Genomic DNA, 19746 nt, shown 5'->3' with positions numbered 1-19746 from the left:
CCGCCATGAACAGAACCCTCTATACCCTGCTTTTCCATCTGGGCCTGCCGCTGGTCGCGCTGCGCCTGTTCCTGCGCGGGCGCAAGGCGCCGGCCTACCGTGCGCGTATTGCCGAGCGCTTCGCTTGTGGCTTGCCACCCATGCGTCAGGGTGGCATCTGGGTGCATGCGGTCTCGGTGGGTGAGAGCATCGCTGCCGCGCCGATGGTGCGGGCCCTGCTCAAGCAGTACCCGGACCTGCCGGTCACGCTCACCTGCATGACCCCGACCGGCTCAGAGCGCATCCGCGCGATGTTCGAGGGCGAGCCACGGGTGCAGCACTGCTACCTGCCTTACGACCTGCCGTGGGCGGCCGGGCGGTTCCTCGACCATGTGCGCCCGCGCCTGGGCATCATCATGGAAACCGAGCTGTGGCCGAACCACATCCACCAGTGCGCCAGGCGCGGCATTCCGGTGGCGCTGGCCAATGCGAGGCTGTCCGAGCGCTCGGCGCGTGGTTATGCCCGTTTTGCCGGCCTGACCCGGCCGATGCTCGAGGAGATGAACCTGATCGCCGTGCAGACCGAAACCGAGGCGGAGCGTTTCCGCGCGCTCGGTGCACGCCACGAATGCGTGCAGGTGACCGGTTCGATCAAGTTTGACCTCACGATCGACGATCAACTGCTGCCACGGGCCTGCGCATTGCGCGAGCAGTGGGCTGCCCGGCAGCGTCCGGTGTGGATCGCCGCCAGTACCCACGATGGCGAAGACGCGTTGATTCTCGAGGCTCATCGTGAGCTGCTGAAGGTACACAGCGATGCGCTGCTGATCCTGGTGCCGCGCCATCCCGAGCGCTTCGCGGCGGTGCATGAGCTGTGCGCCGGACAGTTCTCCACGGTGCGCCGCTCGGCCGGTGACGCGGTCACGGCGCAGACCCAGGTGCTGCTGGGCGACACCATGGGCGAACTGCTGTTTCTGTATGCACTGGCCGATATCGCCTTCGTAGGCGGCAGCCTGGTCCCCACGGGCGGTCACAACCCGTTGGAGCCGGCGGCGCTGGCACTGCCGGTGCTCATGGGACCGCATGTGTTCAACTTCCTCGAGATCAGCGCGATGCTGCGCGAGGCGGGGGCGTTGCAGCAGGTGGACGATGCCGAGGGGCTGGCCGCGGCGGTGCGCCGCTTGGTCGAGCTGCCGCAGGACGCGCGGCGCATGGGCGAGGCGGGAAGGGCGGTGATGCGGGCCAATCAGGGGGCGTTGCAGCGGTTGCTTGATGGGCTGGCGCGCCTGCTGAGCTGATGATGAGCCTGTAGGCGCGGTTGTGGTGGGGGCGGGGCAAACCCGCTCCCACGAAGCCCGCCCTACAGGTAGTGTGTTGCCTTCAAGGCCGGCGTTCGAAGTTCTTCGCCGCCGCCGCTGCCAGATCCGGTGGCAGGAAATCCTTGTCCGGGTTGTAGTCGGCCTTCAGGTACCGCCCCAGGTCCTGCAGGTCCTGCGGGCTCAAGGTGCCGGCCGCCTGCTTGAGGCGCAGGTTGTCGAGGATGTAGTCGTAGCGGCTGTTGTTGTAGTCGCGCACCGAGGTGTACAGCTGGCGTTGCGCATCGAGCACGTCGACGATGTTGCGGGTGCCGACCTGGTAGCCGATCTCGGTGGCCTCCAGTGCGCTCTGGTTGGAGATGATCGACTGCTTGCGCGCCTGTACCTGTTCCACGTCGGTGTTCACCGCACGGTGCAGATTACGCGTGTTCTCCACCACCTGGCGGCGCAGGCTTTCGCGCTGCTGCTCGCTCTGGGTCAGGCGCGCATAGGCCTCGCGCACCTGGGAGCTGGTCAACCCGCCGCTGTAGATCGGAATGTTCAGTTGCAGGCCGACGCTGGTCTGCTCCACGTCACCGCCGTAGCGCACGCCGTTCTGCGAAGGGTTGGTGAACCCCAGGTTGTCGTTGTCGCCCTTCTGGTACTTGGCCACGGCATCCAGGGTTGGTGCATGGCCCGCTTTGCGTTGGCGCACGGTCTCTTCGGCGGCCGCCACGGCATGGTTGGTGGCCTGCAGGTTGAGGTTCTGCCGCCCGGCGGTCTCGACCCAGGCCTTGGCGTCGTTGGGCGTCGGCACTTGCACCGGCAGGGTGTGGACCACGCCCTGGATCGCGCTGTATTGGCGGTTGGTCAAGGTGATCAGGGCCTCGAAGGCATCCTGCACCTGGCGCTCGGCGATGATCCGGTTGGCCCGCGCCGTGTCATAGCTGGCCTGTGACTGCAGCACATCGGTCTTGTCCGAAAGGCCGACATCGAAGCGCTCGTTGGACTGGTCGAGCTGGCGTTTGAAGGCCGCCTCTTCAGCCTTGGTCGAGGCCAGGTTGTCCTGAGCGCGGAGCACCGCGAAGTAGTTCTCGGCGCTTTGCAGGATCAGGTTCTGCTCGGTGGCCGACAGTTCCAGCGCGGCCTGCTCGTTGACCGCTTCGGCAGCCTGCAGCTGGAACCAGCGGTCGGCGCGGAAGATCGGCTGCGCCAGGGTGGCGCTCCAGGCATTGCCGCTGCGGTTGGAGGTGATCGACGGCTCGTCGAGCTTGGTGCGGGTATTCATCATCTCGGCGCCGGCCGAAAGGTTGGGCAGCAAACCGGCGCGGGCCTGGGGCACCACTTCGCGGCGGGCGCCGTAGTCGGCGCGGGCGGCTGCCAGGTCGGCGTTATTGTCCACCGCTTCCTGGTAGACGCTGACCAGGTCGGTCTTAACCGTCGTGGGCGTATCCACTGCCCAGGCCACTCCGTTGGACGCACAAGACACGGCAATCGCCAGTGAGAGTTTGCGCAGCATAGGGCAATCCTTGATCAAGATGTATTTACTGTACTGTCTGGTATCGAGCACGCCAGTGTAGTGCCGTGCGTCGCCATCAACAATCCGCCAGGTGTGCCATTTATCACGCCAGGGATTTACCCGCTTGGCTTTGCCGACCACTCCAGTCTAGACTGCGCAGGTTCTTGTCGGGGTGCCTTGATGCAAAGGCTGAGATCGCAAAGTTGCGGATCCCGTTGAACCTGATCAGGTTAGCGCCTGCGTAGGGAACAAGATTGCTCTCATGTCCCGGGAGCCTCTTGTGCCAGGTCCGGGATCGCCACAGCTGCTTGCAGCCCACGGCACCCCTTGTCCGGCACTGCACTCGTCAACACGGGTGCGTCCGCGCCTTTCAGGTTCACCCCGACATTCCGCCCGCTAGGAAGCTGTCTGGAGAGCCTGTGATGAGCAAACAAGAAAAAACGATCAGTCTGAGCGAGTCGGCCCAAGTCGACCAACAGTCCGTGCAACCGCTGCCCAACTCGCGCAAGGTCTATGTCGAAGGTTCGCGCCCCGACATCCGCGTGCCCATGCGCGAGATCAGCCTGCACGACACCCCCACCGACTTCGGCGGCGAAAAGAACGCCCCGGTGCTGGTGTATGACACCTCCGGCCCGTACACCGACCCCAATGTCATCATCGACGTGCGCAAGGGCCTGGGCGATGTGCGCTCGGCGTGGATCGACGCCCGTGGCGACACCGAGCGCCTGGGTGGCCTGAGCTCGAACTTCGGCCAGCAGCGCCTGAACGACGCCGAGCTGGCCAAGCTGCGCTTCGCCCACGTGCGTAACCCGCGCCGGGCCAAGGCCGGCGCCAACGTCACGCAGATGCACTACGCGCGCCAGGGCATCATCACCGCCGAGATGGAATACGTTGCCATCCGCGAGAACATGAAGCTGCAGGAAGCCCGCGCCGCCGGCCTGTTGAGCCAGCAGCACGCCGGCCACAGCTTCGGTGCCAGTATCCCGAAAGAGATCACCCCCGAGTTCGTGCGCGAAGAGATCGCCCGCGGTCGCGCGATCATCCCGGCCAACATCAACCACACCGAGCTGGAGCCGATGATCATCGGCCGCAACTTCCTGGTGAAGATCAACGGCAATATCGGCAACAGCGCCCTGGGTTCCTCCATCGAGGAAGAAGTGGCCAAGCTGACCTGGGGCATCCGCTGGGGTTCGGACACGGTCATGGACCTGTCAACCGGCAAGCACATCCATGAAACCCGCGAGTGGATCATCCGCAACTCGCCGGTGCCGATCGGTACCGTGCCGATCTACCAGGCCCTGGAAAAGGTCAATGGCGTTGCCGAGGACCTGACCTGGGAGCTGTTTCGTGACACCCTGATTGAACAGGCCGAGCAGGGCGTGGACTACTTCACCATCCACGCCGGCGTCTTGCTGCGCTATGTGCCGCTGACCGCCAAGCGTGTCACCGGCATCGTCAGCCGTGGCGGCTCGATCATGGCCAAGTGGTGCCTGGCGCACCACAAGGAAAACTTCCTGTACACGCACTTCGACGAGATCTGCGAAATCATGAAGGCCTACGACGTCAGCTTCTCGCTGGGCGATGGCCTGCGCCCAGGCTCGATCGCCGACGCCAACGATGCGGCGCAGTTCGGTGAGCTGGAAACCCTTGGCGAGCTGACCAAGATCGCCTGGAAGCACGACGTGCAGTGCATGATCGAAGGCCCTGGCCACGTGCCGATGCAGCTGATCAAGGAGAACATGGACAAGCAGCTCGAATGCTGCGACGAAGCGCCGTTCTACACCCTTGGCCCGCTGACCACCGACATCGCCCCTGGCTACGACCACATCACCTCAGGGATAGGCGCGGCGATGATCGGCTGGTTCGGTTGCGCCATGCTCTGCTATGTCACGCCCAAGGAGCACCTGGGCCTGCCGAACAAGGATGACGTGAAGACCGGCATCATCACCTACAAGATCGCCGCGCATGCCGCCGACCTTGCCAAGGGCCACCCGGGCGCGCAGATCCGTGACAACGCACTGTCCAAGGCGCGCTTCGAGTTCCGCTGGGAGGACCAGTTCAACCTCGGCCTGGACCCGGACACCGCCCGTGCGTTCCACGACGAGACGCTGCCCAAGGAATCGGCCAAGGTCGCCCACTTCTGCTCGATGTGCGGGCCGAAGTTCTGCTCGATGAAGATCACCCAGGAAGTGCGTGAATACGCGGCCAAGATCGAGACCGTCGACGTGACGGTCGAGCAGGGCATGCGCGAGCAGGCCGAGCGGTTCCGCCAGGAAGGCAGTCAGTTGTACCAGAAAGTCTGAGTAGCAGACCCAGGCGGTGCGCGATGCGCACCGCATCGCTGGCAAGCCAGCTCCCACAGACTGCGATGCGGCCCCTGTGGGAGCTGGCTTGTCAGCGATGGGTTCACCCCAACTCTTCCGTCGAGCGCCCGAGCATGACCACTCCCAGCCACTTCTCTCCCGACCACCCGGTCCCCTCCCACCATCGCCAGTTCGGCGCCCGCGACCTGTTTTCGCTGTGGTTCTCCCTTGGCATCGGCCTGATGGTCCTGCAGGTCGGCGGCCTGCTGGCACCGGGCCTGGGCCTGGCGGGCTCGATCCTGGCGATCACGCTGGGCACGGCGGTGGGGGTATTGCTGCTGGCCGCGGTGGGGGTGATCGGCAGTGATACTGGCCTGTCGGCCATGGCGACCCTGCGCCTCACGCTTGGTAGCCATGGCGCGCGCCTGCCGGCCTTGCTCAACCTGCTGCAACTGGTGGGCTGGGGTTCGTTCGAGATCATCGTCATGCGTGATGCCGCCAGCCTACTTGGCGCACGTGCGTTCGGCGAGGGCAGCGGCTGGAGCAGCCCGCTGCTGTGGACCTTGTGCTTTGGCGCCTTGGCTACTCTGCTGGCGGTCAGCGGGCCGCTGGCGTTCGTGCGCAAGGTCTTGCGCAAATGGGGGATCTGGCTGCTGCTGGGCGCCTGCGCCTGGTTGACCTGGAACCTGTTCGCCAGGGCCGACCTGGCCCAGCTGTGGCGTCAGCCCGGTGATGGTTCGCTGTCCCTGGCCCTGGGTTTCGACATCGTGATCGCCATGCCGCTGTCGTGGCTGCCGCTGATCGCCGACTATTCACGCTTTGGCCAGCGCGCCAGCCGGGTGTTCGGCGGTACCGCGCTGGGCTTCTTCATTGGCAATGCCTGGCTGATGAGCCTGGGCGTGGCTTACACCTTGGCGTTCGCGCCCAGCGGTGAAGTGAATGCCCTGCTGTTGGCACTCGCCGGCGCTGGGCTGGGAATTCCGTTGCTGCTGATCCTGCTGGACGAGACGGAAAACGCCTTTGCCGATATCCACTCGGCGGCGGTGTCCACCGGCCTGCTGCTGAAAATGAAGGTCGAGCACCTGGCCTTGGCGATCGGCGTGCTGTGCACGCTGATCGCCTTGCTGGCGCCGCTGGCCCAGTACCAGAACTTCCTGTTGCTGATCGGCTCGGTGTTCGCGCCGCTGTTCGGCGTGGTGCTGGTGGATCACTTCGTGATTCGCCGCCGCCGCTTGCCGGCGTTGGTCGAGGGCTTGCACTGGCAGGCGCTACTGGCCTGGGGCGTGGGGGTGGCGGCCTATCACCTGATGGCCAGCCAGGCGCCTGAGCTGGGGGCGACCCTGCCGGCACTGTTGCTGGCAGGGGTACTGCACCTGTTGCTATCGCTCAGCCGCGGCCGGGAAACAGCTCGGGCTTGATCACGCCATTGAGGCGCGGGTAGGGGATCTTCAGCTCGACGTGGCCCATGGAGTAGGGGGCGATGGAGTAGACCTCGTACTTGATCACCACCGCGCCGTAGGTCAGGGCGATGTGCGGGGATTGCTTGAACGGCCAGGTCTTGACGAACTCGGGGTCCTTGTCCATGCCGGTGCTGATCAGCCAGGCGCGGTGGGACTCCTCGGCGGTTTTCCAGAAAGTCGCCTCCTGACCCGGCACAAGCATGTCGTCCAGGGTCAGCACCTTGTCCAGCTTGCGCGAATAGTTGATGAAGCCGCGTCCCGGCATGCCGTGGGCGCCGCCGCTGTCCAGGTAGCTGGACAGCTCGACGATCACCAGCCCGTCATGCTGCTCGCGTACCTTGGCTTGCAGGTAGCTGCTGTTGCGCTTGTCGGCGCGGGCCAGGTACTGCTGCTCGTAGGCTTGCAGCGAGGCCGGCGGGGTGCCGCGCTGGTTGTCCTCGGTCAACATCAGCAGGCGCTTCTCGACAATGCCGTCGAGCTTGGGCAGGGCCGGGAAGTGCACGACGTCGATGTTGACCAGCGGGCAGTCGCTTTCGCTGCAGCCGGGTTTTACGTGCTCCCAGGCCTCGCGCTTGACCTCGAGCGGGGCCCGGTAATTGGGCGTGAACAGGCTCTGGCAGGCGCCGAGCGCCAGTGCCAGGACGGCCACGGAAGTCAGTTTGACAAGCGTCATGTTGCCTCTTTCACAACGGTGATGATCGGCCTTGGACCGCCTGCGCGGCCTTCAGTTCGCCACTAAGCTAACAGAGAGTGACACGCCTGTCCCGGCTGCCCGAACGGTCAGCGGAAAGGGATGAAACCGGGCCGTGCGCAGAGTAGGATTGCGCGATGCGGTAAACGAGGCATGAGGAGTTTGCATGACGGACACGCACAATACAGTGCCTACCCAGGTCGAGATCGCTCGGCGGGAGCCGCTGTTCAAGGGCTTTTACAAGCTCGACAAGCTTTACCTGCGCCACGAACTGTTCGCCGGGGGCATGAGCCGCGAGTTCACCCGTGAACTGTTCGTACGCCATGACGCGGTCTGCGTGCTGCCCTACGATCCGCAGCGCGACGAAGTGGTGCTGATCGAGCAGTTTCGCGTTGGCGCCATGGGCAAGGTCGCCAACCCCTGGCTGATCGAGATGGTCGCCGGGCTGATCGACAAGGACGAGCAGCCCGAGGAGGTTGCCCACCGCGAAGCCGAGGAAGAAGCGGGCCTGACCTTTTCGGCGCTGTGGCCGATGACCAAGTACTTTCCCTCGCCGGGCGGCAGCGACGAGTACGTCCACCTGTTCCTGGGCCGTTGCGTCAGCGAGGGTGCCGGTGGCCTGCATGGCCTGGAAGAGGAAAGCGAGGACATCCGCGTGCGCGTCTGGGCGTTCGAGGACGCCCTGCAGGCGGTGCGCGACGGGCGCATCTGCAACGCCGCCACGATCATCGGGTTGCAATGGCTGGCGCTGAACCGTGACGAAGTACGAGGTATGTGGAAGTGAACCTGCTGCGCGAGCGCTATCGAGTCGACCTGGTCGGGCTGCAGTCGGCCTGCGAGGCCAACTATGCCCGCCTGATGCGCCTGTTGCCCGACATGCGCACCACGCAGAGCTCGCGGCGCATCGGCATGACCCAGGGCGACCAGATGCTCGGCGTGCTGGTGCTTGAAGTGCTGCTGGCCTGCCCTTACACCACCACGCTCAAGGTGCGCCAGGAGCACAGCCTGCCCTGGCTGCCGGTGCCAGAGCTGGAAGTGCAGGTCTACCATGACGCGCGCATGGCCGAGGTGGTCAGTGCCGAGCATGCGCGTCGCCTGCGCAGCATCTACCCCTATCCCAACACGGCTATGCACCAGCCGGACGAGAAGGCCCAGCTCAATCTGTTCCTCGGTGAATGGCTGAGCCACTGCCTGGCCTGCGGCCACGAACTGGAAGCGGTGCGCTGAAATGTGATGCGCGTCGGTTTCGAGTATTTGCTCGAAAGCGATCCGCCGCCATAATCCGTGCTGAATCCGTTCGAGGAGACGGCCGTTGCCGCAACCACTATCACCCCCGTCACCTGTCCATGTGGTGCAACTGACCGATGCCCATCTGTTCGCCGACCCGGCGGGCACCTTGCTGGGCCTCAATACCCGCGCAAGCCTTGGGCACGTGGTCGGCCAGGTTCGCCGCGAACAACCGCGCATAGACCTGCTGCTGTGCACGGGCGATCTCTCCCAGGACGCCAGCAAAGCTTCCTACGCTGCTTTCCGTGAAATGACGGCGGTGTTCGGCGCCCCCTCGCGCTGGTTGCCAGGCAACCATGACGAAGCCCAGGTGATGCTAGCCGTGGCGCCGGAGCTGGTGCAGGCCGTGACCGACATTGGTCAATGGCGCATCGTCATGCTCGATTCGGCGGTGGTCGGCGCCACGTTCGGGTTGTTGGCGGACGATCAGCTGGCCATGCTGGACAAGGCACTGGACGATGCCGGCGAACGCCATTGCCTGGTGTGCTGCCACCACCAGCCGGTGGATATCGGTTGCGCCTGGATCAAGCCGATCGGTTTGCGCAATGCCGATGCACTGTTGCTGTGTATCAAGCGTTATCCACAGGTGAAAGCCTTGCTCTGGGGGCATATCCATCAGGAATGGGATGAACTGCATGATGGCGTCCGTTACCTCGCCACACCGTCGACCTGTATCCAGTTCGCGCCGCGCAGCGAGGACTTCAAGGTGAGCGAGGAGCAGCCGGGCTATCGCTGGCTGCGGCTGCATGACGACGGGCGGCTGGAGACCGGGGTGGAGCGGGCGTTCGATTTCGAGGTGAAGCTGGACTTCGACAGCCCCGGTTACTGATCGGGTCAGTGGTGAGAGGCGTGGGAGCGGGCACTGCCTGCATCGCCTTGGTTGAAGTATTTGTTGCGAAAATCCAGGCGCTGCGCCAATGCCCTTCGAACGCGCTACACTGCGCATCTTTGCGTCCGGGGGCAGCATGTCGGGTTCCATCCTCTATATCCATGGCTTCAACAGCTCGCCGCTGTCGAAGAAAGCCCGTCAGCTCGAGGCGGTGATGCAGCAGCTCGGACTGTCCGACCAACTGCGCGTCCCGGCCTTGCACCACCACCCGCGCCAGGCTATCGCCCAGCTGGAGGCAGCCATCGATGAGCTGGGTGCGCCGCTGCTGGTCGGCAGCTCCCTCGGCGGCTACTATGCCACCCATCTGGCCGAGCGCCACGGGCTCAAGGCCTTGCTGGTCAACCCGGCGGTCGCGCCGCATCGCCTGTTCGACGGCTACCTCGGCACCCAGCGCAACCTCTATACCGACGAAGCCTGGGAGCTGACCCACGATCATGTGGAAGCGCTGGCGGAACTGGAAGTGCCGCCCCCACAGGACGCCAGCCGCTATCAAGTGTGGTTGCAGACCGCCGATGAAACCCTGGACTATCGCCAGGCCGAGCGCTACTACCGCGCCTGTGCCCTGCGTGTCCAGGCCGGTGGCGACCACAGTTACCAGGGCTTCGCCGAACAGCTGCCGGCCCTGCTGGCGTTCGCCGGCATTGCCCGCGGGCAGTACGCGGCGCTGGACTTTTCTGTATTTTGACTTTTGCATTCACCAGACTGACGACGAGAACCCATGGCCAATCCCAGCGCTAGCGCCTATAACGCAGACGCCATCGAAGTCCTCTCGGGCCTTGACCCGGTCCGCAAGCGGCCGGGCATGTACACCGACACCAGCCGGCCCAACCACCTGGCCCAGGAAGTCATCGACAACAGCGTCGACGAAGCCCTGGCTGGCCACGCCCGGTCGGTGCAGGTCGTTCTGCACGCCGATCACTCGCTGGAAGTCAGCGATGATGGCCGCGGCATGCCGGTGGACATCCACCCCGAAGAGGGCGTTTCCGGTGTCGAGCTGATCCTTACCAAGCTGCACGCCGGCGGCAAGTTCTCCAACAAGAACTACCAGTTCTCCGGCGGCCTGCACGGCGTCGGCATCTCGGTGGTCAACGCCCTGTCGAGCCAGGTACGCGTACGCGTCAAGCGCGACGGCAACGAGTACCAGATGACCTTCGCCGACGGCTTCAAGGCCAGCGAGCTGGAGGTGGTCGGCACCGTCGGCAAGCGCAACACCGGCACCAGCGTGTACTTCAGCCCCGACCCGAAGTATTTCGATTCGCCGAAGTTCTCCATCAGCCGCCTCAAGCACGTGCTCAAGGCCAAGGCCGTATTGTGCCCGGGGCTGTCCATCAGCTTCGAGGACAAGGGCACCGGCGAGAAGGTCGAGTGGCACTACGAGGATGGTCTGCGCTCCTACCTGGTCGATTCGGTCAGCGAGTTCCAGCGCCTGCCCGACGAGCCGTTCTGCGGCAGCCTGGCGGGTAACAAGGAGGCCGTGGACTGGGCCCTGTTGTGGCTGCCGGAAGGTGGCGACAGCATCCAGGAAAGCTACGTCAACCTGATCCCCACCGCCCAGGGCGGCACCCACGTCAACGGCCTGCGCCAGGGCCTGCTGGACGCCATGCGCGAGTTCTGCGAGTTCCGCAACCTGCTGCCGCGCGGAGTCAAGCTTGCCCCCGAGGACGTCTGGGAGCGCATCAGCTTCGTGTTGTCGATGAAGATGCAGGAACCGCAGTTCTCCGGCCAGACCAAGGAGCGCCTGTCGTCCCGCGAGGCGGCCGCTTTCGTCTCTGGCGTGGTCAAGGACGCCTTCAGCCTGTGGCTCAATGCCCACCCCGAACTGGGCATGCAGCTGGCGGAACTGGCCATCAGCAACGCCGGCCGGCGCCTGAAGGCGAGCAAGAAGGTCGAGCGCAAGCGCATCACCCAGGGGCCGGCGTTGCCCGGCAAGCTGGCTGATTGTGCCGGCCAGGACCCGATGCGCGCCGAGCTGTTCCTGGTCGAGGGTGACTCGGCAGGTGGCTCGGCCAAGCAGGCGCGGGACAAGGAGTTCCAGGCCATCCTGCCGCTGCGCGGCAAGATCCTCAACACCTGGGAGGTCGATGGCGGTGAAGTCCTGGCCAGCCAGGAAGTGCACAACATCGCCGTGGCCATCGGCGTAGACCCGGGCGCAGCCGACCTTTCGCAGCTGCGCTACGGCAAGGTCTGCATCCTCGCCGACGCCGACTCCGACGGCCTGCACATCGCCACACTGCTGTGCGCGCTGTTCGTCCAGCATTTCCGCCCGCTGGTCGAGGCCGGGCACGTCTACGTGGCCATGCCGCCGCTGTACCGCATCGACCTGGGCAAGGAGATCTACTACGCCCTGGACGAAGCCGAGCGCGACGGCATTCTCGACCGCCTGGTCGCCGAGAAAAAGCGCGGCAAGCCGCAGGTCACCCGATTCAAGGGCCTGGGCGAGATGAACCCGCCGCAACTGCGCGAAACCACCATGGACCCGAACACCCGGCGCCTGGTCCAGTTGACCCTGGACGATGTGCAGGGCACCACCGAGATCATGGACATGCTGCTGGCCAAGAAGCGTGCGGGCGATCGCAAGAGCTGGCTGGAGACCAAAGGCAACCTGGCCGAGGTCCTGGTTTGATTCGTCCGTTGCTCCTGGCCTGCCTGGCGTTATTCGCCCTGCAGGCCCAGGCCGGCGACTGGCCGCAGCTCAAGCTCAGCGTCGAGCATGTGGTCGATGGCATGCGCGGCGGCAACCTGTCGGGCCTGGCCTGGTGCCGTGGGGCGCTGTGGGCGGTGTCCGACCGCGATGACGACCGTATCTACCGCCTGGACCAGGATGAGGCGACCTGGCAGGCCCTGCCGCAGACTTTCACCCCGCCCCCCGCGCCCGATACCGGCCTGCCCTGGGGGCTCAAGTCGCGCAACTGGGCGGCGTCCTACATCCGCGGCGGCGAGCTGGATTTCGAGGGCATCACCTGCGATCAGGCCGGCAACCTCTACATCGTCAGCGAGGCCCACGCCGCCGTGCTGCAGTTGCCCGTGGACGGTGAGCCGGACTGGCTGAAAATCGACCAGGCCATGGTGCGCCAAGCGCGGGCCAGCGGCATGTTGCTGCATTTCAACGCACTGTTCGAGGGGCTGGCGATCAACCCGGCGGGCGATCGCCTGTGGCTGGCCGCCGAGCGCGAGCGCCGTGGCCTGCTCGCGGTGCAGCGCCAGCAATCGGTGTGGACCTGCGGGCGCGGCTGCGTACTGCTCAGCGAGGCGGGTGTCGAGATGCAGCCGCCGCAATTCCCCGAGGCACGCCCAGTATCACGTGACTTTGCCGACCTGGCCTGGTTCGAAGGCAAGCTGTTCACCCTCGAGCGCAATGCCTACCGCATTTGCCGACGGGATGCCGACACGGGCGCCGTGGAGCGCTGCTGGTCGTTCGCCGCCGAGGCCCTGATGGATTCGCGGCGCTACTCGCAGCCTTACGGCCTGGCTGAGGCGCTGGTGATCGACAAGGGCGGTGCCTGGATCGGCGTGGACAACAATGACCGCCCGCGGGTGGATGGTGAAACACGGCCGATCGTCTGGCGCTTTGACGCGCCGCAGGGCGGCTGGAGCGCCAAGCCATGAGCCAGCCACCGGGCAAGCGCGCGGGCAGGGTGTTGATGATTGTCGCCTGGGCGGCGGCGATGTTCCTCGCCACGCGTTTTTTCGGCCAGTGGGAAGAACGTCAGCAGAATCCCAACAGCGTGGTGCAGAGCGAGCAGGGCGATGGCTTCGTCGAGGTGCGCCTGCTGAGCAACGGCCAGGGCCATTTCGTCGCCGATGGCGCGATCAATGGGCGACCGGTGCATTTCATGCTCGACACCGGCGCCACCGACGTGGCGGTCCCCGAGGCACTGGCCCGCGACCTGGAGCTGGCGCGTGGCGCCGCGGTGCAGTTGAGCACCGCCAATGGCCGTACCCAAGGCTACCGCACGCGGCTCGACAGCCTGCAACTGGGCGATATCCACCTGCGCGACGTGCGCGCGCTGGTGGTGCCCGGCCTGGATGGCCAGGGCGTGCTGCTGGGCATGAGTGCCCTGAAACAACTTGAATTTACCCAGCGCGGCGGCACCATGCTGCTGCGCCAGAACCTGAAATGACGAGGCCCGCATGAGCGACTCACTCGAACTCAGTCTCGACGGCGTCGAACGCCGTTCCCTGGCTGACTTCACCGAACAGGCCTACCTCAACTACTCCATGTACGTGATCATGGACCGCGCCCTGCCGCACATCGGCGACGGCCTCAAGCCGGTCCAGCGACGCATCGTCTATGCCATGAGCGAGTTGGGGCTCGATGCCGACTCCAAGCACAAGAAATCGGCGCGTACCGTCGGTGACGTGCTCGGCAAGTTCCACCCCCACGGCGACTCGGCGTGCTACGAGGCCATGGTGCTGATGGCCCAGCCGTTCAGCTACCGCTACACCCTGGTCGACGGCCAGGGCAACTGGGGTGCGCCGGACGATCCGAAGTCGTTCGCCGCCATGCGTTACACCGAGGCGCGGCTGTCGCGCTACTCCGAGGTGCTGCTCAGCGAACTGGGCCAGGGCACCGTGGATTGGGTACCGAACTTCGACGGCACCCTGCAGGAGCCGGCCGTGCTGCCCGCGCGCCTGCCGAACATCCTGCTCAACGGCACCACCGGCATCGCCGTGGGCATGGCCACCGACGTGCCGCCGCACAACCTGCGCGAAGTGGCCAGCGCCTGCGTTCGCCTGCTTGACGAGCCCAAGGCCACTATCGAGCAGCTTTGCGAGCATATCCAGGGCCCGGACTACCCGACTGAAGCCGAGATCGTCACCCCGCGCGCTGATATCCAGAAGATCTACGAGAGCGGCAAAGGCTCGATCCGCATGCGCGCGGTGTACCGCATCGAGGATGGCGACATCGTCGTTACCGCGCTGCCGCACCAGGTTTCCGGGGCCAAGGTGCTCGAGCAGATCGCCGCGCAGATGCAGGCCAAGAAGCTGCCGATGGTCGCCGACCTGCGCGACGAATCGGATCACGAGAACCCGTGCCGCATCGTGATCATCCCGCGCTCGAACCGCGTGGATGCCGCCGAACTCATGCAGCACCTGTTCGCCACCACCGATCTGGAAAGCACCTACCGGGTCAACGTCAACATCATTGGCCTCGACGGCCGCCCGCAGCTGAAGAACCTGCGGGCGTTGCTGCTGGAGTGGCTGGAGTACCGCATCGGTACCGTGCGGCGTCGCCTGCAGCATCGCCTGGACAAGGTCGAGAAGCGCTTGCACCTGTTGGAAGGCTTGCTCACCGCGTTCCTCAACCTGGATGAAGTGATCCACATCATCCGCACCGAAGAGCATCCCAAGCAGGCCCTGATCGCCCGCTTCGACCTGACCGAGATCCAGGCCGACTACATCCTCGAGACCCGCCTGCGTCAACTGGCGCGTCTGGAAGAGATGAAGATCCGCGGCGAGCAGGACGAGCTGCTCAAGGAACAGAAGCAACTGCAAGCGCTGCTGGGCAGCGACACCAAGCTGCGCAAGCTGGTGCGCCGCGAGCTGATCAAGGACGCCGAGACCTACGGCGACGACCGCCGTTCGCCGATCGTCGAGCGGGCCGAGGCCAAGGCCCTGTCGGAAAACGAACTGATGCCGACCGAGCCGGTCACCGTGGTGCTTTCGGAGAAGGGCTGGGTGCGTTGTGCCAAGGGCCACGATATCGATGCCACGGGCCTTTCGTACAAGGCTGGCGACGGCTTCAAGGCCGCCGCCGCCGGACGTTCCAATCAGTTTGCCGTGCTCATCGACTCCACCGGTCGCAGCTACTCGTTGGCCGCCCATAGTCTGCCGTCGGCCCGTGGCCAGGGCGAGCCGTTGACCGGCCGCCTGACCCCGCCACCGGGCGCCACCTTCGAATGCGTGCTGCTGCCGGAAGACGATGCCTTGTACGTCGTGGCCTCCGACGCCGGCTACGGCTTCGTGGTCAAGGGCGAGGACCTGCAGGCCAAGAATAAGGCCGGCAAGGGCCTGCTCAGCCTGCCCAACGGCGCCAAGGTGATGACCCCGCGCCCGGTGACCGATCGTGAGCAGGACTGGCTCGCCGCGGTGACCACCGAGGGCCGTCTGCTGGTGTTCAAGGTGGCCGACCTGCCGCAGCTGGGTAAAGGCAAGGGCAACAAGATCATCGGCGTGCCGGGTGACCGGGTGGCCAGCCGCGAGGAATACGTGACCGATCTTGCGGTGATCAGCGAGGGCTCCACCCTTGTATTGCAAGCTGGCAAGCGTACCCTTTCGCTCAAGCCCGATGATCTCGAGCACTACAAAGGCGAGCGGGGGCGCCGTGGTAGCAAATTGCCACGTGGTTTCCAGCGCGTCGACGGGCTGCTGGTAGAAACCCCCGCGTGAATGGATGGGCTGTCTGTTGCGGCGTTTTCAACGCCGCTTCGGGCGGAAATGCTGGAGTCGGGCGGCTATTTCGCGGATGATAGTGCCCTCGTTGGCGCCGGCGTGGCCGAGTGCCCGGATGAATCTACATGAGTATCACTGCGGTCAGTCTGGTGACGACCGCCTGGATGGGATGAATGAAATTTCTGCGCCTTCCATTTGCGCTGCTGATGACTGGCCTGTTGGGCCTGAGCGGGTGCAGCATGCACCAGCCGGTTGCCCTGTATCAGCTCGACAGCGGTGATCCCGGCCAGCCGACCCAGGCTGCGGGCATGGCGGTGGTGCTTGGCCCGGTATCGGTGGCCGACTACCTGCAACGCGAAACCTTTTTGCAGCGTCAGACCGATGGCAGCCTGACCGCCGCGACCGACGGTCGCTGGGCTGGCAGCCTTTCGTCGGATATCGACCAGTTGCTGGTACGCCAGCTGGCCTGGCGCCTGGACAGCCAACGCGTGGTGCTGGCGCCGGCAAGTGCCGGCTTCACGCCGGACGTGCAGGTGTTGCTGTCAATCACCCGCCTGGACTCGGGCAAGAACCAGCCGGCGATCCTCGATGCGCAGTGGCGCGTGCTGGATCGCCGTGGCCAGGTGCGTGACAACCGTATCGTCCACCTCGAGCAGCCCCATGCGGGTAGTGAGTCGGCGCAGGTGCAAGCCCAGGGGCAGCTGCTGCAGAAACTGGTCGAACAGCTGAGCACCACGGTCAAGCCGCTGGCCAACCAGCCGGCCATCGCCGAGGAAGCGCCACGCAAGCCGGCCGCGCCGGTGCAGGTGAAGAAAGAGCCGGAGAAACCAAAGATTCCGATGGCTTCACCGATTCGTACCGATATGGAAGTGTTCCGCTTCTGATATGACAGGCATGAAAAAGCCCGCAGCGATGCGGGCTTTTTTGTGGGTGTCGCCATGTGATCGGGACGGCGTGGGAGTGGGCTTGCCCCACGATAGGGCTCGCCAAGACAGCAACATTGCCTGCCCCGACGTTATCGCAGGGCAAGCCCGCTCCCACGCAGGCCTTGAATCAGAGTTGGCTCAGGCGCGGCGCTCGTGCATCCGCGCCAGTTGGCGCTCCAGCATGGACGGGTAAGGCTCCATCAGGCGCTCGACACAGCACGCGCCCTCCGGACTGGCGATCGGGCGGATACGCGCGCGCTGGCGCACCAGGGTGTCATCGCTGATACGGCGCTCGACCAGCAACAGGTTACGGCTGTGCTGCGACAGGGCCAGGGCGTCTTGGGCCTGTTCGGTCATCAGCAAGTCGACCTGATCCATGCCTTGCAGGTCGTCGGCCAGCACCAGGCCCAGCTGCAGTTGCAAGGTGATACCGCTGTCGGCCACCTCGATCTGCAGGGCGTGGCCCAGGGCGCGCAGGAGCTCGCCACAGCAGATGGCATTGGTCAGGTAGTCCTCGCCGCTGTCACGGCTGTGGAACAGCAGCAGGGTGCTGCCATCGTTCAGGGTGTGGACTTCTCCTTCGTACAGCGACGCGGCTTGGTCCAGGCAGTCGCGGTAGCGTTCCAGCAATTCGGTCAGGCGGGTGCGCGGCAGGCGGCGCAGTTGCTCCTGGGAGCCCAGTTGCACGGCCAGCACGGCACTGTGCTGCGGTTCGTCGGACTCGACGATAACGGCTTTGGCCGGGGCGCTTTGCTCATCCAGCAGATCGGCGAAGGCGTCATCGTCATCGTCGTGCTCGGGTGCCTGTGCCGCGACTTTCGTGCGTGGCGCGGCCTTGGGGGCGGGCACCTCATCGAAATCGTCTTCCTCGTCCTCTTCTTCCGGCTCCGCTGGCGGCGGCGGGGCAAGGCGGACGTGCAGCTGGCGGGCCAGGTCGCCGATCTCGTCCTGGCGGTCGATGCCCGGCGTGTAGGGGTGCGGATCACGCAACCAGACGCGCAGTTGCAGCAGCGGGGTGGAGATGAAACGGCCCAGACGCAGGCTGAGGGTCAGTGCCAGGGCCAACAGGATCGCGGCAAGGATGCCCATGCTCTGCAGGCTGATCAGCATCGGTTGCTGGAACTGGCTCATGTCCAGGCTGATGCGCAACTGGCCGGCGGTCACGTCCTGGAAGGTGATCTTGGTCTGGTAGACCCCTTCGGTTTCGCCCAGCAAACTATTGCGTGGGCGCTGGCCGGCCTCGGCGAGGATGCGGTTGTCCACGCTGTAGATGGCGGCATGGGCCACCAGCGGGTTCTTCACCAGGTTGCCGAGCAGCACGTTGAGGCTGAGGATGTCGTTGGACACCAGCAGCTCGGTGGCCGATGTGGCCGTTTGCGTGGTCAGGCTCTGGCCAACGGCATCGGCCTGCTCGTGCATGGCCTGCTTGAACTGCAAACCCATCACGCAGGCATAGATCACCAGGGCCAGGGCCACCAGGAAGATGTTATGGCTGGCAATGCGCAGGGCCAGGGGGATTCGGCGCTGGCTGAGGGCTCGGTAGATCATCAGGAAGAAGTTATCGGGTTTTACGGGCGTGGGCCGGTTCACAGAGCGCGGCTCTTCATGGCGAGAAAGTTGCTGGGCAGTATAGCGATACGTGTTTTGTCGGCAAAGTAGCGTTGGCGCCCGATGGTCATGGAAAATCGGTAGAATGCGCATTTTTCATCGAGTTGGAGCCCGGTCTTGCGCGAAATCGTCCTGATCAACATCACTGGTGAAGACCGTCCAGGTCTTACCGCGGCCATCACCGGCGTCCTGCTCCAGGGCGGTGTGAACATTCTCGACATCGGTCTTGCGGTCATGCACGGCACGCTGTCGTTCGGCATCCTGGTCGACATTCCCGACAATGAGGTGGCCACCGCGCTGCTGCAGAGCGTACAGGCCAAGGCCCATGAGCTGAACCTGCAGGCGCGCTACACGCCGATCTCCGAGGCCGACTACCAGCACTGGGCCGACAGCCAGGGCGAGGCCCGCCACATCGTCACCCTGCTCAGCCGCCGGGTCACTCCCCAGCAGTTGCAGCGGGTCAGCGCCATCATCAGCCAGTACGGCCTGACCATCGAGCGCATCGAGCGCCTGTCGGCCCGCGTGGCGCTGGATTTCCAGACCGAGAAGGGCAAATCCGCGCTGGAAATCTCCGTGCGTGGCGAAGCCAGCGATGCCCAGGCCTTGCGCGCCGACTTCTTCGCCCTGTCCGAAGAGCTGAACATCGACATCGCCTTCCAGCGTGACGACCTGTTCCGCCGCAACCGCCGCCTGGCGGTGTTCGACATGGATTCGACGCTGATCGAGGCCGAAGTCATCGACGAGCTGGCCAAGGCTGCCGGTGTCGGTGAGCAGGTGGCGGCGATCACCGAGCGCGCGATGCGTGGCGAGCTGGATTTCCGGGCCAGCTTCAAAGAGCGCATGGCGCTGCTCAAGGGCCTGGACGTGGGCGTACTGGACCAGATTGGCGCCTCGCTGCGCCTGACCGAGGGCGCCGAGCACCTGTTCGCCGAGCTCAAGCGCCTGGGCTACAAGACTGCGATCCTTTCCGGCGGTTTCTCCTACTTCGCCAAGCAGGTGCAGGCGCGCCTTGGTATCGACTACGTATTCGCCAACGAGCTTGAAGTGGTGGATGGCAAGGTCACCGGCGTGGCCGTCGAGCCGATCGTCGATGCCCAGCGCAAGGCCGATCTGCTGCAACAACTGGCCGGTGAAGAAGGTCTGCAGCTCGAGCAGACCATTGCCGTCGGCGATGGCGCCAACGACCTGCCGATGCTGTCCCTGGCCGGCCTGGGTGTGGCGTTCCGCGCCAAGCCGCTGGTGCGTCAGTCGGCCAAGCAGGCGATCTCGACCCTGGGTCTGGATGGTGTGCTGTACCTGCTCGGCGTACGCGATCGCGAAGCACGCGGTTGATCTTGAGCCCTGGGGCTGCGCTGCAGCTCTTTCGCCGGAAAGCCGGCTCCCACAGAGGTTTGCG

General features: G+C 65.1%; 16 protein-coding genes and 1 riboswitch. Of the genes, 13 read left to right on the top strand and 3 right to left on the bottom strand.

Translation table 11 applies throughout. The features are described 5' to 3' along the window. The first annotated feature begins 5 nt into the window (after positions 1 to 5). Complete coding sequence (gene waaA / locus AC3WL2_RS00775; RefSeq protein ID WP_102682185.1) at positions 6 to 1277, top strand: lipid IV(A) 3-deoxy-D-manno-octulosonic acid transferase; 1272 nt, start codon at positions 6 to 8, stop codon at positions 1275 to 1277. An 82-nt stretch (positions 1278 to 1359) separates the two neighbouring features. Here waaA and AC3WL2_RS00770 read toward each other — a convergent pair whose 3' ends face one another. Continuing rightward, complete coding sequence (locus AC3WL2_RS00770) at positions 1360 to 2793, bottom strand: TolC family outer membrane protein (protein WP_023632667.1); 1434 nt, start codon at positions 2791 to 2793, stop codon at positions 1360 to 1362. A 158-nt stretch (positions 2794 to 2951) separates the two neighbouring features. Beyond that, positions 2952 to 3058: riboswitch (TPP riboswitch) on the top strand. A gap of 157 nt (positions 3059 to 3215) precedes the next feature. Between AC3WL2_RS00770 and thiC the strand changes: the two genes are divergently transcribed. Beyond that, positions 3216 to 5096: a phosphomethylpyrimidine synthase ThiC gene (gene thiC, locus AC3WL2_RS00765; RefSeq protein WP_102682184.1), complete on the top strand. Its 1881-nt coding sequence runs from the start codon at positions 3216 to 3218 to the stop codon at positions 5094 to 5096. Between the two features lie 134 nt (positions 5097 to 5230). Further along, positions 5231 to 6514 (top strand): putative hydroxymethylpyrimidine transporter CytX, encoded by a 1284-nt coding sequence (gene cytX, locus AC3WL2_RS00760; RefSeq protein ID WP_102690668.1) that lies wholly within the window; start codon positions 5231 to 5233, stop codon positions 6512 to 6514. Here the strand turns inward: cytX and AC3WL2_RS00755 are convergent. Then, positions 6483 to 7229, bottom strand: a complete 747-nt coding sequence (locus AC3WL2_RS00755) for an RsiV family protein (protein WP_102682182.1) — start codon at positions 7227 to 7229, stop codon at positions 6483 to 6485. The two genes, cytX and AC3WL2_RS00755, sit on opposite strands and share 32 nt — an antisense overlap. Positions 7230 to 7413: 184 nt before the next feature. On the opposite strand from AC3WL2_RS00755, the gene AC3WL2_RS00750 reads away from it, so the two are divergent. From AC3WL2_RS00750 to AC3WL2_RS00710, 9 genes are all read left to right on the top strand, one after another. Further along, positions 7414 to 8031: an NUDIX domain-containing protein gene (locus AC3WL2_RS00750; protein WP_102682181.1), complete on the top strand. Its 618-nt coding sequence runs from the start codon at positions 7414 to 7416 to the stop codon at positions 8029 to 8031. Next, on the top strand, positions 8022 to 8474 hold the full coding sequence (locus AC3WL2_RS00745) for a DUF1249 domain-containing protein (protein ID WP_023630808.1): 453 nt from the start codon (positions 8022 to 8024) through the stop codon (positions 8472 to 8474). Before AC3WL2_RS00750 ends, AC3WL2_RS00745 begins: the two co-directional genes overlap by 10 nt. A gap of 85 nt (positions 8475 to 8559) precedes the next feature. After that, a complete protein-coding gene (gene cpdA, locus AC3WL2_RS00740) occupies positions 8560 to 9363 on the top strand; it encodes a 3',5'-cyclic-AMP phosphodiesterase (RefSeq protein ID WP_102682180.1) in 804 nt (267 codons plus the stop codon). A gap of 136 nt (positions 9364 to 9499) precedes the next feature. Beyond that, the gene (locus AC3WL2_RS00735) at positions 9500 to 10108 is read left to right on the top strand and encodes a YqiA/YcfP family alpha/beta fold hydrolase (protein WP_102682254.1); all 609 of its coding nucleotides are present in this window, start codon (positions 9500 to 9502) and stop codon (positions 10106 to 10108) included. Positions 10109 to 10141: 33 nt separating this feature from the next. Beyond that, entirely contained in the window at positions 10142 to 12046 is a 1905-nt protein-coding gene (gene parE / locus AC3WL2_RS00730; protein WP_023630810.1) for a DNA topoisomerase IV subunit B, read from the top strand. Continuing rightward, entirely contained in the window at positions 12043 to 13029 is a 987-nt protein-coding gene (locus tag AC3WL2_RS00725) for an esterase-like activity of phytase family protein (protein WP_102682179.1), read from the top strand. The genes parE and AC3WL2_RS00725 overlap by 4 nt, the downstream gene beginning before the upstream one ends. Then, on the top strand, positions 13026 to 13544 hold the full coding sequence (locus AC3WL2_RS00720) for a retropepsin-like aspartic protease family protein (protein WP_102682178.1): 519 nt from the start codon (positions 13026 to 13028) through the stop codon (positions 13542 to 13544). Before AC3WL2_RS00725 ends, AC3WL2_RS00720 begins: the two co-directional genes overlap by 4 nt. A gap of 10 nt (positions 13545 to 13554) precedes the next feature. Further along, a complete protein-coding gene (gene parC / locus AC3WL2_RS00715) occupies positions 13555 to 15813 on the top strand; it encodes a DNA topoisomerase IV subunit A (protein ID WP_102682177.1) in 2259 nt (752 codons plus the stop codon). Positions 15814 to 15989: 176 nt separating this feature from the next. Further along, complete coding sequence (locus AC3WL2_RS00710; protein WP_038706898.1) at positions 15990 to 16700, top strand: PqiC family protein; 711 nt, start codon at positions 15990 to 15992, stop codon at positions 16698 to 16700. A gap of 180 nt (positions 16701 to 16880) precedes the next feature. On the opposite strand, the gene AC3WL2_RS00705 is transcribed toward AC3WL2_RS00710, so the two are convergent. Then, entirely contained in the window at positions 16881 to 18332 is a 1452-nt protein-coding gene (locus tag AC3WL2_RS00705) for a histidine kinase (protein WP_102682176.1), read from the bottom strand. Between the two features lie 135 nt (positions 18333 to 18467). Here AC3WL2_RS00705 and serB point away from each other — a divergent pair, with 135 nt between their 5' ends. Beyond that, the gene (serB, locus tag AC3WL2_RS00700; protein WP_102682175.1) at positions 18468 to 19682 is read left to right on the top strand and encodes a phosphoserine phosphatase SerB; all 1215 of its coding nucleotides are present in this window, start codon (positions 18468 to 18470) and stop codon (positions 19680 to 19682) included. The last annotated feature ends 64 nt before the right edge of the window (positions 19683 to 19746 follow it).

The organism is Pseudomonas sp. FW305-96 (assembly GCF_058783825.1).
This window is presented reverse-complemented; position numbering and strand designations above follow the sequence as displayed.

Coding starts and splice junctions, on each gene's coding strand:
- waaA (WP_102682185.1), top strand. CDS start 6: ATGAACAGAACCCTCTATACCCTGCTTTTCCATCTGGGCCTGCCGCTG.
- AC3WL2_RS00770 (WP_023632667.1), bottom strand. CDS start 2,793: ATGCTGCGCAAACTCTCACTGGCGATTGCCGTGTCTTGTGCGTCCAAC.
- thiC (WP_102682184.1), top strand. CDS start 3,216: ATGAGCAAACAAGAAAAAACGATCAGTCTGAGCGAGTCGGCCCAAGTC.
- cytX (WP_102690668.1), top strand. CDS start 5,231: ATGACCACTCCCAGCCACTTCTCTCCCGACCACCCGGTCCCCTCCCAC.
- AC3WL2_RS00755 (WP_102682182.1), bottom strand. CDS start 7,229: ATGACGCTTGTCAAACTGACTTCCGTGGCCGTCCTGGCACTGGCGCTC.
- AC3WL2_RS00750 (WP_102682181.1), top strand. CDS start 7,414: ATGACGGACACGCACAATACAGTGCCTACCCAGGTCGAGATCGCTCGG.
- AC3WL2_RS00735 (WP_102682254.1), top strand. CDS start 9,500: ATGTCGGGTTCCATCCTCTATATCCATGGCTTCAACAGCTCGCCGCTG.
- parE (WP_023630810.1), top strand. CDS start 10,142: ATGGCCAATCCCAGCGCTAGCGCCTATAACGCAGACGCCATCGAAGTC.
- AC3WL2_RS00720 (WP_102682178.1), top strand. CDS start 13,026: ATGAGCCAGCCACCGGGCAAGCGCGCGGGCAGGGTGTTGATGATTGTC.
- parC (WP_102682177.1), top strand. CDS start 13,555: ATGAGCGACTCACTCGAACTCAGTCTCGACGGCGTCGAACGCCGTTCC.
- AC3WL2_RS00710 (WP_038706898.1), top strand. CDS start 15,990: ATGAAATTTCTGCGCCTTCCATTTGCGCTGCTGATGACTGGCCTGTTG.